The sequence below is a fragment of the Natrinema sp. CRL1 genome, assembly GCF_059162405.1.
In genome coordinates this window covers 1-13107 of sequence record NZ_JBLVOY010000002.1, presented here as the reverse complement: position 1 = coordinate 13107, position 13107 = coordinate 1, and the positions used below count along the sequence as shown (strand labels likewise).

The window sequence follows — 13107 nt, the reverse complement described above, 5'->3', positions numbered from 1 at the left end:
TTCCAGCCGCGCGTCTCGAGTATGCAGCGGCGGAATCACAACACGTCGCGGACCACCACTAACTCGTATGACACAAAACATATGTTCTGGAGCCCCGGATGTCGTAGTAATGGATCGCTCGCTTGGGCCCCGCAGACTTCCTCGAGACGATGACTGACGCCAATCCGACACCGGAACGGAGCGCCGAACCGACGGACGACGGCGAGCGTCTTCGGATTTCGACTGTCGAACGGTTGTGTGCCGACATCGAGGCGAACGTCTCGCGCGTGATCGTCGGGCACGACGACGTGATCGAACACGTCATCACCGCGGTCCTCGGCCGGGGACACGTCCTCCTCGACGATGTGCCCGGCGTCGGCAAGACGATGCTCGCGCGCTCGATTGCCAAGTCCGTCGACTGTACGTTCAGCCGCGTCCAGTTCACGCCCGACCTCCTTCCCAGCGACGTCACCGGCGTGAACGTCTTCAACCAGAAGACCCGCGAGTTCGAGTTCCAGTCCGGGCCCGTCTTCGGCAACATCGTCCTCGGCGACGAGATCAACCGCGCACCGCCGAAGACACAGAGTTCCCTGCTCGAGGCCATGGAGGAAGGACAGGTCACGACCGACGGGACGACCCGCGAGCTCCCGACGCCCTTTATCGTCATTGCCACGCAAAACGCCGTCGAGCCGAATCGGACCTACGACCTGCCCTTCGCCGAGGTCGACCGCTTCATGAAGAAACTCCACCTCGGCTACCCCGACCCCGACGAGGAGGCCGAACTGCTCGGCCGCACGGTCGGCGACCACCCGATCGAATCGCTCGAGGCGGTGACCGACCGCGACACCCTCGTCGCCGCCCGCGAAACGGTATCGACGGTCCAGGTCGCGGAGCCGGTCCGGGAGTACGCGACGCGGCTCGTGGCCGACACCCGCGAGAACGCCCACATCGGCGTGAGCCCCCGCGGGACGATCTCGCTCCTCCGGGCGGCCCAAGCCCGCGCGGTCACGAACGGCCGAGACTACGCGATCCCGGACGATATCCGGGCGGAAGCACCCGTCGTGATGGGGCACCGAATCAAGACGACCGGTCACGACCGGGACGGCACCGCGGTCGTCGAGGACGCACTCGAGCGCGTGCCCGTCGAATGAGACTCACGCTCCGCGGGTGGACCGTCGTCGTCGTTGTATGCGGGGCCGTCGCGCTGAGCTGGCAGTCCGGCCCGCGAGCGCTGAATGCCGTCGTCGTTCCGCTGGTCGTCGTGTTACTCGCCGGGCTCGTCACGGTCGGCCGCGCCGATCGGCCGCGTGTCACTCGCCGGCCCGTCGAGGAGGGGTTCATCCGCGAGGAGCGCGCGGTCGAGGTCGGGATCGAAACCGACGGCGCGATCGCCGCGACCGTCCGCGATACCGTCGGCGACGGCCTCTCGGCGACGACCAAACCGCTCGCGGAGACGACTCTCGAGGGCGAGAAGACGGTTTCCTACGACGTGCGACTCGAGGCACGCGGCGAGCGCCGCGTCGGCCCGCTTTCGATCACCGTCAGTGACGTTATCGGACTTGTCGAGCGCCGGTTTGCCTATGAGGGAACGACCCCCGTTCTCGTCTACCCGCAGGTTCGGGAGCTAGCCGGCGGCTCCGCGGCGGACGTACAGACGTTGGCCGGCGTCGCGGAGCGGCGCGATCACGAGGAGTTCGACCACCTCCGGGAGTACCGCCGCGGCGATCCGTTGCGGGACGTCCACTGGAAGTCCGCGGCCAAGCGCCCGGACGACGACCTCGTCGTCACGGAGTACGCGGACGACGAGGCGGGCGGCGCGGTCACGATCGCCGCCGACTGTCTCACCGACCGCGACGACGAGATGGCCTCGGCCGCCGCCACCGTCGCGACGTACCTGCTCGAACAGGGTGCGACGGTCGGAATCACCGTCCCCGGCGGCACCGTGCCGCCGGGATCGGGACGGGACCATCACCGCGACATACTTCAACTACTAGCGGTCGCCGGTCCCGGCAAACTCGGGGAGCGGACCCGCGGGGACGCGGACGTGCTGGTCCGGACCGACGACGGTGGGACGACAATCGTCGTCGACGGACACGAGATTCCCTTCGATCGGCTCTGTGGGCGCGGGAGCGAGGGCGGGCGACGCGACGGTCGGCGGCCGACTGAAAGCAACGGCCGAAGCGACCGCGAGATCGGCGGACAGGGGGTAATCGTATGAGTACGGACACGTCCAGTCACGCCGGGGGCCGAACGATCTCGGTCGACACGAACGAGCCGGTCGGCTCCGACGCCGTCCGCCTGCTCGCACTCGGCTGTGTCCTGGTCCTAACGGGCTCGTACGTGAGCGTCCTGTACGATGTAACTCGTGTGGTCGGCGGGAGTCAGTCGCTGCTCGCACTCGTCGGCGTCACGCTCCTCGCGGCGACGGGGCTCGCGCGGTTGATCCGTCCCCGAACCGCGGGTGTCCTCGCACTAGTCGGGGCTGGACTCGGCTTCGCCTACTACCTCACCTCGGCCGGCGTCGAACTCGGCGTCATCTTCACGGCGACCGACGCGCTCGTTTCCGACACCATCGCGCTCGCGACCGGTCTCCCGCTGCTCCGAATGGTGCAGGCCGGGGTCTGGACGCTCGGCTTCGCCCCCGCCCCAGTGTTCCTCTCGTGGTATCTCGCCCTGCGGGGCCGGTACGAACTCGGCGTCGTCCCCGGCGGGATCGCGCTCGGCTTTCTCGTCCTGACCGGCGACGCGGGCACGCTCGTCACTCTGACCGGCACCCTCGCGGCCGTCGGGGCCGTCGCCTTCGGCGAACTCGAGCGCCGCGGCGGCTCGGTCGCACAGGCCGACCTGCTCGCCGTGCTGTTCGCGGTCATCGTCGCCCTCTCGCTGTCGGTGACGATCGTCCCCGGCGATCCGAGCGGCCCGACCCACCTCGTCCAGGGCGAAGCCGGCTCGCTCGAAGCGACGATCGATTCCGCTCCCCAGCGGTCGGGAATCTCCGGGCAGGTCGACCTCTCGCCGGAGGTTCGGTTTACCGTCGAGTCCGACCAGCGGTCCTACTGGCGTACCGGCGTCTACGACCGGTTTACCGGGGATGAGTGGGTCCGGACCGGCCAGAGCAGCCGCTATAACGGACGGCTCGCACCCCCACCGGGGAACTACGATACGGTCCAGCAGACCGTCACCGCGGAGACGGAACTGGGGATCATGCCCGTCGCGCCCCAGCCACTGTCTCTCGGCGGCGACGTGACGCGGGAAACGACCGTCTCCAGACACGGCCAGCCGCGTCCCGAAGCGCCGCTCGAGGCGGGCGAGAGCTACACCGTCGAGAGCGCGGACATCGATGCCGACCCGGCCGCGCTCCGAGCCGCGGGGACGAACTACCCCGAGGCAGTCACGGACCGCCACCTCCAGACGCCAGAAGACACCTCGAGCGAATTCCGCGAGCGCACCGCCGAGATCACGGCGGATGCGGACACCCCCTACGAGAAAGCGGCTGCGATCGAGAGTCACCTCCGCTCGTCAAAGGACTACTCGCTCGAGGTCTCCCAGCCCGCCGGCAACGTCGCCGAAGGGTTCTTACTCGAGATGGACGAGGGCTACTGCGTCTACTTCGCGACGACGATGACCCAGATGCTCCGCGAGGAGGGCGTCCCGGCCCGCTACGTCACCGGCTACACGAGCGGCCAACAGGTCGACAACGACGAGTACGTCGTCCGCGGGCTCGACGCCCACTCGTGGGTCGAGGTCTACTTCCCCGACCACGGCTGGGTCCGGTTCGATCCGACGCCCGGCGGCTCCCGCAGTGACGTACACACCGACCGACTCGAGGAGGCCCGTGCGAACGGCAACGAGGCGGCGGACACCGAGGACAGCGAGGACGTACCGATCGACGACGAAGACGACATCGACGAACCGCCTTCGTCCAATCCGAACGACCCGATCGGCTCGCCGTCCGAGCCGAACGAGGACGACGGAACGGATCCGGGAACCGATCAGAACAACGGCACAGAGCCCGACGACCCGGACAACGGGACTGCTCCGCCGAACGACTCCGAGGACCGAGTCGACGGAACCACGTCGGACGGAACGTCACTCAGCGAGCGCCTCGTCGGGATCGTCCGCGAAACGGGGGTGATCGGGCTCGTTGCCCTCGTCGGACTTGCCGCAGGTGCACGGCGAACCGGCGCGACGACGCGGCTCCGGCGCGGCATCGGCGTCTACTGGCACGGGTTCCGCGCCGAACCCGACCGGGACGCCGAGCGCGCCTTCCGCCGCCTCGAGCGACTCCTCGCGCGGGAATACCGACCGCGCCGTGGGTCGGAGTCGGCGCGGGCGTACGTCAAAGCGCTCTCGGCGGCGGCCGAGGGCGAGAGCGCGGCCCCGCTCGATCCCCGAGTCGAGCACGTGCTCGAATCCTACGAACGGGCGATCTACGGCGACGGCGTGAGCCGAGCGGACGCCGACGAGGCGATCGAGATCGTCGACGACCTCGCCCGGAGTCGGCTGCCGATCCTCGGCCGACTTCGGTGACGCCGCGACCGCGAGCGCCGAATCGGGTTCTGGTACCCGACCTCGAGTGCGGTCACCGGCCGCGTTTCCCCGTAAATCCGGCCCCTGCACTCAAAAAGAACCACGCGAGGGCATGCGGGTCCCGATAGTGTTTAATATGCCCGTTTCATAGCTACGAACGTAATGTCGGAAGTCTGCTCGACGTGCGGGCTGCCCCAGGAACTCTGCGTCTGCGAGGACGTGGCGAAGGGCCAACAGCAACTCAACATCCGCATTGACGAGCGCAGATACGGGAAAGAGGTAACGATCGTCGAAGGATTCGACCCGAAGGACGTCGATCTCGACAGTCTGTCGTCGGATCTCAAGTCCAAATTCGCCTGCGGCGGGACGGTCGAAGACGACCAGATCGAACTTCAAGGGAACCACACCGGCCGCATCGAAGAGTTCCTTCGAGACCGCGGCTTCAACGTCGCCTGATGCCCGCAATGCTCTGAGACGACTTCCGAACCCGCGATCGCGTCACAGAACGCTCGTTTTTTGATCCGGATACCGACCAGTCGCGCCACCGTGTCCGAGAGCGATCGGACCCCTCGAGCGGTCGGCCCAGCGACACGGCTGCGGGTCGACCCTGGCCGAATACGCCGCAGGATAGCGAGCGACCGGTTAGAACGGGGATTCCCGTTCGGCCTGCTCGTCTTCGCTCGCTTCCTCGCGAACGAGTCCGAACTTCATGCCGTACGTATCGAGGCCGCCTTCCATGCTCTCGACTCGGGCGTCGGCGGTGCCGTCGTAGGACCCGATGAGCTGTGCGGCTTGCACGCTCGCCTTGCCGTGGGGGCAAACGGTGACGATGTGGTCTTCGCCCTCGAGTTCGTCGACGCGGCCCGTGAGTTCGTGAAACGGGATGTTCTCGCTGCCGGGGATGTGGCTGTGTTCGAAATTCCGCTCGTCGCGAATGTCGATGATGCGAACGTCGGCATCGTCCTCGAGGAGTTCCTTGACCTCATCGGTGGTGATTTCGCCGTCCATTACCGTCGCGTTAGGTCGCGGGCTGAATAAGGATGCGGGTACTCCGTGGCGATTCAGCCGCGCCGACGCCGCCGGCGGGTGTCGATGTCCTACAACAGACCGTCCTCTTTCGCCAACAGTAGTCCCGACAGCGTCGCGTCGTTCGTCGGCTGTCCGCGAACCCGCTCGAGCGCCTCGCTGACCGGCACCGTCGTCACCTCGAGGAACTCGTTGTTGTCGAGTTCGCGTTCGCCCGGCTCGAGCCCCTCGGCGTAGACGATGGCGCGGTCGTGGCGCAAGACGCCGGTGGAAACGGCGTACTCCTGGAGGAGAGCGGTGCTCGTCGGTCGAAAGCCGGTTTCCTCCTCGAGTTCTCGCGTCGCGGCCTGCGTGTAGGACTCGCCGTCCTCGACGATCCCTGCAGGGAGTTCGAGGTGAGTCTCCCGGATCGTCGGCCGGTACTGTTCGACGAACAGGAGCCGGTCTTCGTCGGCAGCGGCGTCAGTATCACCTTCCCTGTCCGCGAGAACAGTACCGTCGATCCGTGCCACCACGACGACCGCGGCCGGCAACTCCGCCCAGTAGTAGCGTTTCTCCGTCCCGTCGGGCTGTTCGAGCAGGTCGTAGCCGCCGTCGTACCAGCCCGTCTCGTACTCGGTCCGTTCCTCGAGTAGCTCCCACTCGTCGGGTATAGTCATCGTCGGAGAATGGGCGCTCGAGCGGATAATAGATGGCGGTCGGTCGGTCTCGCGAGAGCGCTACACCAGCTCTCGATACAGCCGTCCGAACGCCTGCCGCCGAAGCGTCGCGACCGCCGCGTCCTCCTCGTTCTGGAAGGTCGCCGCGACGGCCTCGCCCTCCGGTCCCGCGTGCCAGACGACGTGATCGACGTCCTCGTGGCCCGTCTTCATCACCTCTCCGTCGTAACTCTCGAGCCACTCCTCGAACGCCTCGCGGTTCCCGACGCGGACCTCGAGCAGGCTCGCAAAGAGAGCGTCTCGAGCCGTCTCGACGACGTCGCCGGTGACGCGTTCGTCGTACTCCTCGCGCTCGAAGTCCATGGCCTTGGCCACTTCGCGGACGACCGTCTGGGCCGCGGGCCCGACCGACTCGTACTGTGCTCGCGCGGCTTCGGCCGATTCGAAGGTGAACGTCCCCACCGTGTGCATAGGGGGATAGTCGGCCGACGGGCAATTACGTGTTTCCGTTCCCGTCGGCGTCGCCGTCAGCACCGCCGGCGTCGTCCGCGGCGTCACCGGTCGAATCCGACTCGTCGGTCGTCTCGTCCGCCTCGCTCTCGCTCGAGTCCTGCATCTCGCGGGTCAACTCCGCGGCCTCCTGCAGGACGTTCTGGGTTTCGGCGGTCATCGATCCCCGGCCGGGCTGGCGGCTCTGGCGGGAGATTCCGGCCTCGACCGAGTCGGGTCGGCCGGGCTCGTGACCGTGACTGTGGCCCCGGCCGCTGTCCTCGAACTCCGGTGTGTCGATTTCCTCCGCGTGTGGGCTGACGAGGTCGCCGAGTTCCTCGGGGCTGCACTCGCCCCAGTCCGGGGCGTGTTCCTCGAGCCACTCGCGGTGGGCCTCGCGACCGAGCGAGGCGGTGATCGCGAGGTGGTTCGCGAGGTGTACCGCGTCGGCCTCTTCGGCGTCACAGACCGGACAGGCGTATCCCATAGGAGAGAGTACGACCGGGAACGGTAAAACGTCCCGCAACCGACCGGCTCGAGTTAGCCCAGTTTCCGGATCATCACGATCGCGTCCTCGCCGTCGCCGTAGTACTCGGGGACCCGCCGGAGCGGATCGAAGCCGAACTCCCGATAGAGGCGTTTCGCCCCGTCGTTCGACCGCCGGACCTCGAGTTTGACCGTCTGTGCCCCACGAGCCGCGAGCACGCCGAGCGAACGCGACAGGAGCGTGGAACCGACGCTGTTCCCGCGGTGGTCGGGGTGGACGGCGATGTCCTTGACGTGGCCGAGCGCGCGGCCGACCTGCTGGGTTACGTCGGCGACGATGTAGCCGGCGACCTCGCCGTCGTGCTCGGCGACGAGAAATCCCGGTTCGCCGAGAAACCGTTCGAACGCGTCATAGGGCCACGGCTGGGAAAACGACGTGTTCTCGATACGAACGACCGCGAGCAGATCTGCACGCTCCGCGGGTCGGATCGTCACTTCCTCGCCGTCCTCCGGCGCGGGCGTTGTCACACGAGCCAGTAACGCACCGAACAGTAAAAGCCGTACGCGTCTCGGCAGCCGTCATCGACATCGGGCGATCGCATTCGACGTGGCAAAAATGGGCGAAGCGGAGAACTACTCGCCAGTGTCGCATCTTCGCTGTCTCCGCCACCTTTGTCGGTAGCTTCGCTATCGTCGTCAGCCGTGCGAATCACTCGGCCGGGATCGCATCCATCTCAAATTCTTCGGTCAGTTCCGTCAGCTCCTCGAGGGCGGCTTGCTCCTCTCGGAGGTTCTCCTCAAGGAGATCCGCCGCTTCGCCCATCCCGAGCTGGTCCGCGAGCGGGATCAGATTTCCATAGGCGGCAATCTCGTAGTGCTCGGTCTTCTCCGCGGCCGCCATGTTGTGATAGTCCATCACCTCTTGGGCGGGATCCATCGACGCGAACTCCTCGTACTCCTCGAGGAGACCCTCGATACCCTCACATTCCTCTTTTTCCGGCGGCTCGCCGAACATATCGAAGACCTCCTCGAGTCGCTCGATCTGGTCCTGCGTCTCCTCGCGGTGCTCCGAGAACGCCTGCGAGATCTCCTCGCGTTCGGTGTTTCCTTCGAGTTCCACGAGCGCATCGAGGAGTTGATGCTCCGCGTGATAGATGTCTTCCAAGCCATGCTCGAACAAGTCCTGAATCGTGTCCATGCTCATTGTGTATCCACTCGAGCGTTCACCGGGCGAGCGAAAAAGCCGGGAGCCTGCGACGGCAGGTGCCCGAGCAGTCCTGTCGCCGCACCCAGTTCCGACTACTCGATGGTGTCTTCGACACGGTCGGCGTGTTTCTCGAGATCAGCGGCCAGCGCGCGGGCCTGTGTCGGTGTCAGCTCGAGTTCTTCCATATGTTTCGGCAGCTGCTCCTCAGAGAGGTTATCGAACTCGAGTTGAAGCCGGACCTCCTCGGGATCCTCGCGGTCGGCGGTCGCGTTCACGACGGCGACCGACTCCCACTCGAAGGTCTCACCCACCGCCTTCCCCTCGACGTAGTCTAGCGTCGTGTACGCGTTGACCGTCATCAGTCGATCGGACATGTCAGTTCGACACTCGCGGCGCGCTCACTTATACTGGTGGCTGTTCCCATCGGGCCACACCGGAGCCGTGACGGACTCGACGATGACCGGGGGCTCGAGAACCCGTACCCAGTACCCCAACGAATTTCGCACTGATTCGCTACTCAGCGCTGGAACCCACTGCTCGAACACGCCTCGATAATGAGTACTGAGACCGACCGCAGCGGCCGGATTCAATGACTCCGAACTACCCACCATACTTACCGGCTGTTTTTGCCACAATATGCTCGCGAGAGATCGGCTACCCGTTCGAGTCGACTAGACAAACGATACCGAGAGCCGAAAATTTTCTCGCGAGCAACCAACAGTCGACAGAATCAGTGACCGCGTACTCGTGACACTCGATTCGACTATCGATCGCCGGCCGCGCTCCCGACTAGAGACGACCCATCGATCGCTGAGTGACGGAACTGAAATGGTGTGTACCCGTTCGGAGAGCATCCTCGCTATCGAATGTGTTCTCCCCTGGCAGCGTCTCTCGAGCCAGCAGGTGCCCGAAATATCCGGCTCGATCTACCATCCCTCCCGACTCATTTCATCGATTGACAGCCCCCAATTCCGGACCGCTGGCATGATCGGGACCGTTCCACCCATTACGTCGTTCCACAGAGCATATCGAAAACCGACCGTCTCGCGGCCTGATCCGTCAGAGATAGCGGCATAATCAACCCATAAGACAGAGCACGGGTATCGTTTGCAGCCGAAGCGATACTTATGCCGACGGGTCCCCAACGGCCGGCAATGACTGATACAGCCGAATGCAAACCAGAGCCGGTCGAGCAGGAATCCGAGGAGCGCGATGATGCTCACCTCGACGACATCGAGGAAGGGGCCGGCTGTACGGAAATCTGGGAGCACCTCGCAGAGCAGCGCGAGGAGTAACCCGAGAATTTCGCCACGGCAACGACCTTTTTGACTGCGAGACCCGTATCGAGGTGCATGACCGACAACCGGCCCGGTGATCGTTCGCACCGCCGCGGCGAGAACGGTCGATCGATCCCGACGGACCGCGAATCTCCCGTCGGTGCACCAGTTATCCGGGGCGACGAATCGGTCGCCGGGACCCGCGCCCGCGAGGCCGTCCAATTCGACCCCGACGATCCCGACAGCCTCGCCGACGCCGCCGAAACCGTCCGTCAATTCGCGGGCGGCAACACCAACGACGACCACCTCTACATGCTCCGCGGTGCAGCTGCCTGCGCCGCGCTCGTCCGCGGCGAGGGCTCCTACAAGGCCGCTGCGAAACGCGCCGGCGGCGACGCCACCGTCTCGTTCATCCGCAAATGGGCCCGCGTCCACGACCTCCCGAGATCGGTCCGCAAACAGGTCGCGATCGGCCAGATCGCCCCGACCGCTGCCAAACACATCGCCCGAGTCGGCGGTGAAGCACGCCTCCTCCTCGCGTGGGCCACCCTCGATGGGAACCTCACCGTCCGCGACGTGCGCAGCGTCGCGAGCTCGATCAACGATGGCACACCCATCGATCAGGCGCTCGCCGAGTACGATATCACCCTCGGTCAACTCGAACTTACCCTCTCACCGCACACCTACCGCGATCTCCGCCGTCGTGCCTCCGTCGAGGACGTCGACCCCGGCCAGCTCGTTACCGAGGCACTCGAGCAGTACCTCGAGTGAATTCGTCTCAAACTACCGAGACACATCCGTCGCGGAGAAAGAAACGTTTAACCGCTACTCCCCGAAAAGGGAAACCACGGGGCCGGTAGCTCAGTTTGGCAGAGCGTCTGGCTTTTAACCAGACGGTCGCGTGTTCAAATCGCGCCCGGCCCGCTACTCTGCTACGAACAAATTCGTGACGAGCAACGCTTCCGGAGCGAGCTGCTCACCGGAGAGTACAGTTTTGCGAGCGAAGCGGTAAGGAAGCGATCGACAGTGTGTTCGATCAGGATGCAGATCGGCCGTCGATATCGAGACGCATAGAGAACACCGCGGATCCGAAATGAGAGCCAGTCACTGTCTACAGTAACGTCAACAATAGGGGCGTGCCGACATAACCGGTTCTCTCGGCGACTGTTCGCGACTGGATCGTTATTCGATCTGCGGTGTTTCGAGGTTTTCCTCGAGATACCCCCAGTCATCGAAGTCATTCGGTGAAGAGCCACCGGTCGAGTACCCATAATAGTTATTAGGACGATTGTAATTCATCACGCTTGGATACTCCCGGTGTGAATACTGTCTCGAGTCAATTCCGTCATAGACATCAGTCAGCCCGAGGGAATGACCCAATTCGTGCATAGCAGTAGTCCCTGTAATATCGCTCCACCGGTAGTGGTGAACCATCATCGCACCACTTGATCCGCTTGCAGCAGTGCCGCCAACGCTTCTTCCGTCGTGTACGGCGGTCTCAACTATAAGCAGATAGTGATAGCCCGTCCCTTTCTGATCTCGATATTCGCTCCGGTACTCCTCGTATGACCCCTCCCACTCCGTTCGTGGCTCTGAGGGAACGGTCTCGTCGTACTCGAAGTGTAGCGAAATACCAGTCGAGCCGTCCGGATTGTCGATCGGTGCGTCTTCGAACTGTTGTACGATTTTGTCTGTTTCCCGCTTCGGTAAGTCGGTTCCCTCCATTTCGTCGACCTCGACGAAGACATCAGTTCGAAGCGGATCCGCACTCGGGTATTGATCTGACTGGGTCACCTCTTTGCCGTCAGAAAGTCCGTCACCGTCCGTGTCTTCATCCGACGGGTTAGTCTCGGCCTCGAGAATTTCCTCGCCGTCAGTAAGCCCATCGTCGTCGGAATCCGGATCATGGGGATCCGTCCCATAGTCATCGACCTCGGATGCATCGTCGACCCCATCGCCATCGGTGTCGGTATCGACGCTCGTTGGATCCGTCTCGAGAGTATCGATTTCGTCACCATCGTCAAGCCCGTCACCGTCGGTATCGGCATTCGTTGGCTCAGTCGTGTACGTCTCTATCTCATCACCATCACTGATCCCATCACCGTCCGTGTCGCTTCGAGTGGGATCAGTACCGTACTCGTTGCTCTCGAGACCGTCGCCGATTCCGTCGCCATCAGTATCGGGCTCTATCGGGGAAGTCCCGCACTCTTCGATTTCCTCCCGATCAGATAATCCGTCTTCATCAGTATCGGTGGCCGTCGGCTTAGTGCCGTGGTCCGAGACTTCGTTACCGTCTGAAAGACCATCACCATCCGTATCGATATCTCCCGGACTCGACTCGTGTTCTCGCAGTTCAGTTAGGTCGGTCAGGCCGTCTCCATCGGAATCTGCATCGGATGGATCCGTCTCGAGAACGTTCACCTCTTGACCGTCTTCTAAGCCATCACCGTCGGTATCCGCATCAGTTGGATTGGTCCCGTGTCGTCTCTCTTTTCCGTCATCAAGGCCGTCTTCATCAGTGTCGCCAGACAAGGGATCAGTGTCCCCACTTATTTCACTCAATGCAGATTCTCCGTCCCCATCAATATCGACGAACGTAGTCCCGCCAACGATACCCGCAGAGAGTATCGACACTATTAACACACCCACTGTCACCGCCCTTCTAGAAACCATCCGTCACCCACTTTTCACTGTAGATATAATTACATTCTGGCTGCCTTCAGTATCTATCTCATTGCCTCATTTTGAGTGCAAGATAGGTCTCATGACAAGTAGGGTAGCGTCCGATCAAGGGTCATATCGAAGGATTTGGCTCCCCCCAAATTTTTCAGCAGCGGGAATCGAGACGACCACAGATTGATCCCCGCCAACCTCATCGAGGCGGTGCCGTAATGAGATCCTCATCGAGCACTCCTCATCCAGAATCTGCTGGCCGAAGGCATTGCTCAAGCCGCCGGAGTAAGACCGATGTCAATCGTGATACAACACCACCGTTAACCGTCGCTATCGCAAGGTGAGATTCCTGATGATTCTCGCTAGTACGAAAGGTACGCTTCAGCCATCGTTTGCGACGCATAAGCCCGACAACTCGCATTACGAGAAATTGTATAAGCCAAGGGCCGGATTTGAACCGGCGGTGGGCGGCTCTGCAGGCCGCTGCGTTCGGCCGGACTCTGCCACCTTGGCGCGTTCTATCGTTGACACTGCGGTCGTTTAAGCATAGCGGTACGGCACAATCGTTTTGCTGTCGCTAGTCGAGAGACACACAGAAACCCCAGAGAGTAACTGCCGGAGCAGCCGCTCTCTGAGGTGATGCATGAGGTTGAGTATGAGTGGTGGCGGCGAAACGGATTTCCCAGAGGGTCGCCCACTCCAGTACTGACCGTAACGCAGGCGGGCTTATCTTCCGTGTTCGGGATGGGTACGGGAGGAACCCCGCCGCTGTGGCCGCCGT

General features: G+C 63.5%; 14 protein-coding genes, 2 tRNA genes and 1 rRNA gene. 7 read left to right on the top strand and 10 right to left on the bottom strand.

Annotated elements, in window-relative coordinates:
• The first annotated feature begins 149 nt into the window (after positions 1-149).
• From ACJYUO_RS05775 to yciH, 4 genes are all read left to right on the top strand, one after another.
• A complete protein-coding gene (locus ACJYUO_RS05775; RefSeq protein ID WP_494345376.1) occupies positions 150-1130 on the top strand; it encodes an AAA family ATPase in 981 nt (326 codons plus the stop codon).
• Positions 1127-2197: a DUF58 domain-containing protein gene (locus ACJYUO_RS05770; protein ID WP_494344450.1), complete on the top strand. Its 1071-nt coding sequence runs from the start codon at positions 1127-1129 to the stop codon at positions 2195-2197. The genes ACJYUO_RS05775 and ACJYUO_RS05770 overlap by 4 nt, the downstream gene beginning before the upstream one ends.
• Positions 2194-4509, top strand: a complete 2316-nt coding sequence (locus ACJYUO_RS05765; RefSeq protein WP_494344449.1) for a transglutaminase TgpA family protein — start codon at positions 2194-2196, stop codon at positions 4507-4509. The genes ACJYUO_RS05770 and ACJYUO_RS05765 overlap by 4 nt, the downstream gene beginning before the upstream one ends.
• Positions 4510-4671: 162 nt before the next feature.
• Positions 4672-4965 (top strand): stress response translation initiation inhibitor YciH, encoded by a 294-nt coding sequence (gene yciH, locus ACJYUO_RS05760; RefSeq protein WP_006183677.1) that lies wholly within the window; start codon positions 4672-4674, stop codon positions 4963-4965.
• A 186-nt stretch (positions 4966-5151) separates the two neighbouring features.
• Here yciH and ACJYUO_RS05755 read toward each other — a convergent pair whose 3' ends face one another.
• From ACJYUO_RS05755 to ACJYUO_RS05725, 7 genes are all read right to left on the bottom strand, one after another.
• Complete coding sequence (locus ACJYUO_RS05755; RefSeq protein ID WP_494344448.1) at positions 5152-5517, bottom strand: rhodanese-like domain-containing protein; 366 nt, start codon at positions 5515-5517, stop codon at positions 5152-5154.
• 89 nt (positions 5518-5606) lie between these two features.
• Positions 5607-6194, bottom strand: coding sequence for an NUDIX hydrolase (locus ACJYUO_RS05750; protein ID WP_494344447.1), 588 nt, complete (start codon positions 6192-6194; stop codon positions 5607-5609).
• A gap of 60 nt (positions 6195-6254) precedes the next feature.
• A complete protein-coding gene (locus ACJYUO_RS05745; protein ID WP_494344446.1) occupies positions 6255-6665 on the bottom strand; it encodes a DUF5809 family protein in 411 nt (136 codons plus the stop codon).
• 25 nt (positions 6666-6690) lie between these two features.
• Positions 6691-7170 carry a DUF5810 domain-containing protein gene (locus tag ACJYUO_RS05740; RefSeq protein WP_494344445.1) on the bottom strand — a complete coding sequence of 160 codons (480 nt, stop codon included), beginning with the start codon at positions 7168-7170 and terminating at the stop codon, positions 6691-6693.
• A 53-nt stretch (positions 7171-7223) separates the two neighbouring features.
• Entirely contained in the window at positions 7224-7697 is a 474-nt protein-coding gene (gene rimI, locus ACJYUO_RS05735) for a ribosomal protein S18-alanine N-acetyltransferase (protein WP_494344444.1), read from the bottom strand.
• Positions 7698-7878: 181 nt separating this feature from the next.
• Positions 7879-8373, bottom strand: a complete 495-nt coding sequence (locus ACJYUO_RS05730) for a ferritin-like domain-containing protein (protein ID WP_494344443.1) — start codon at positions 8371-8373, stop codon at positions 7879-7881.
• A 95-nt stretch (positions 8374-8468) separates the two neighbouring features.
• Positions 8469-8750: a DUF6360 family protein gene (locus tag ACJYUO_RS05725; RefSeq protein WP_494344442.1), complete on the bottom strand. Its 282-nt coding sequence runs from the start codon at positions 8748-8750 to the stop codon at positions 8469-8471.
• Positions 8751-9530: 780 nt separating this feature from the next.
• Between ACJYUO_RS05725 and ACJYUO_RS05720 the strand changes: the two genes are divergently transcribed.
• From ACJYUO_RS05720 to ACJYUO_RS05710, 3 genes are all read left to right on the top strand, one after another.
• Positions 9531-9671, top strand: a complete 141-nt coding sequence (locus ACJYUO_RS05720; RefSeq protein ID WP_006430304.1) for a DUF8595 family protein — start codon at positions 9531-9533, stop codon at positions 9669-9671.
• 57 nt (positions 9672-9728) lie between these two features.
• Complete coding sequence (locus tag ACJYUO_RS05715) at positions 9729-10424, top strand: DUF7119 family protein (protein ID WP_494344441.1); 696 nt, start codon at positions 9729-9731, stop codon at positions 10422-10424.
• A gap of 79 nt (positions 10425-10503) precedes the next feature.
• Positions 10504-10577, top strand: a tRNA-Lys gene (locus ACJYUO_RS05710).
• A gap of 258 nt (positions 10578-10835) precedes the next feature.
• Here ACJYUO_RS05710 and ACJYUO_RS05705 read toward each other — a convergent pair.
• The 3 genes from ACJYUO_RS05705 to rrf all read right to left on the bottom strand — a co-directional run bounded on the left by ACJYUO_RS05705 (position 10836) and on the right by rrf (position 13105).
• Positions 10836-12326 carry a zinc metalloprotease gene (locus ACJYUO_RS05705; protein ID WP_494344440.1) on the bottom strand — a complete coding sequence of 497 codons (1491 nt, stop codon included), beginning with the start codon at positions 12324-12326 and terminating at the stop codon, positions 10836-10838.
• Positions 12327-12763: 437 nt separating this feature from the next.
• Positions 12764-12839: transfer RNA gene (locus ACJYUO_RS05700), tRNA-Cys, on the bottom strand.
• Between the two features lie 147 nt (positions 12840-12986).
• Positions 12987-13105: ribosomal RNA gene (gene rrf, locus ACJYUO_RS05695) — 5S ribosomal RNA — on the bottom strand.
• Positions 13106-13107 lie beyond the last annotated feature (2 nt).

What these genes read in the sequence shown, in the direction of transcription:
- ACJYUO_RS05765 (WP_494344449.1), top strand. Translation starts at nt 2,194, where the DNA reads ATGAGTACGGACACGTCCAGTCACGCCGGGGGCCGAACGATCTCGGTC.
- ACJYUO_RS05725 (WP_494344442.1), bottom strand. Translation starts at nt 8,750, where the DNA reads ATGTCCGATCGACTGATGACGGTCAACGCGTACACGACGCTAGACTAC.
- ACJYUO_RS05720 (WP_006430304.1), top strand. Translation starts at nt 9,531, where the DNA reads ATGACTGATACAGCCGAATGCAAACCAGAGCCGGTCGAGCAGGAATCC.
- yciH (WP_006183677.1), top strand. Translation starts at nt 4,672, where the DNA reads ATGTCGGAAGTCTGCTCGACGTGCGGGCTGCCCCAGGAACTCTGCGTC.
- ACJYUO_RS05730 (WP_494344443.1), bottom strand. Translation starts at nt 8,373, where the DNA reads ATGAGCATGGACACGATTCAGGACTTGTTCGAGCATGGCTTGGAAGAC.
- ACJYUO_RS05775 (WP_494345376.1), top strand. Translation starts at nt 150, where the DNA reads ATGACTGACGCCAATCCGACACCGGAACGGAGCGCCGAACCGACGGAC.
- ACJYUO_RS05740 (WP_494344445.1), bottom strand. Translation starts at nt 7,170, where the DNA reads ATGGGATACGCCTGTCCGGTCTGTGACGCCGAAGAGGCCGACGCGGTA.
- ACJYUO_RS05745 (WP_494344446.1), bottom strand. Translation starts at nt 6,665, where the DNA reads ATGCACACGGTGGGGACGTTCACCTTCGAATCGGCCGAAGCCGCGCGA.
- ACJYUO_RS05755 (WP_494344448.1), bottom strand. Translation starts at nt 5,517, where the DNA reads ATGGACGGCGAAATCACCACCGATGAGGTCAAGGAACTCCTCGAGGAC.
- ACJYUO_RS05750 (WP_494344447.1), bottom strand. Translation starts at nt 6,194, where the DNA reads ATGACTATACCCGACGAGTGGGAGCTACTCGAGGAACGGACCGAGTAC.
- ACJYUO_RS05715 (WP_494344441.1), top strand. Translation starts at nt 9,729, where the DNA reads ATGACCGACAACCGGCCCGGTGATCGTTCGCACCGCCGCGGCGAGAAC.
- ACJYUO_RS05770 (WP_494344450.1), top strand. Translation starts at nt 1,127, where the DNA reads ATGAGACTCACGCTCCGCGGGTGGACCGTCGTCGTCGTTGTATGCGGG.
- ACJYUO_RS05705 (WP_494344440.1), bottom strand. Translation starts at nt 12,326, where the DNA reads ATGGTTTCTAGAAGGGCGGTGACAGTGGGTGTGTTAATAGTGTCGATA.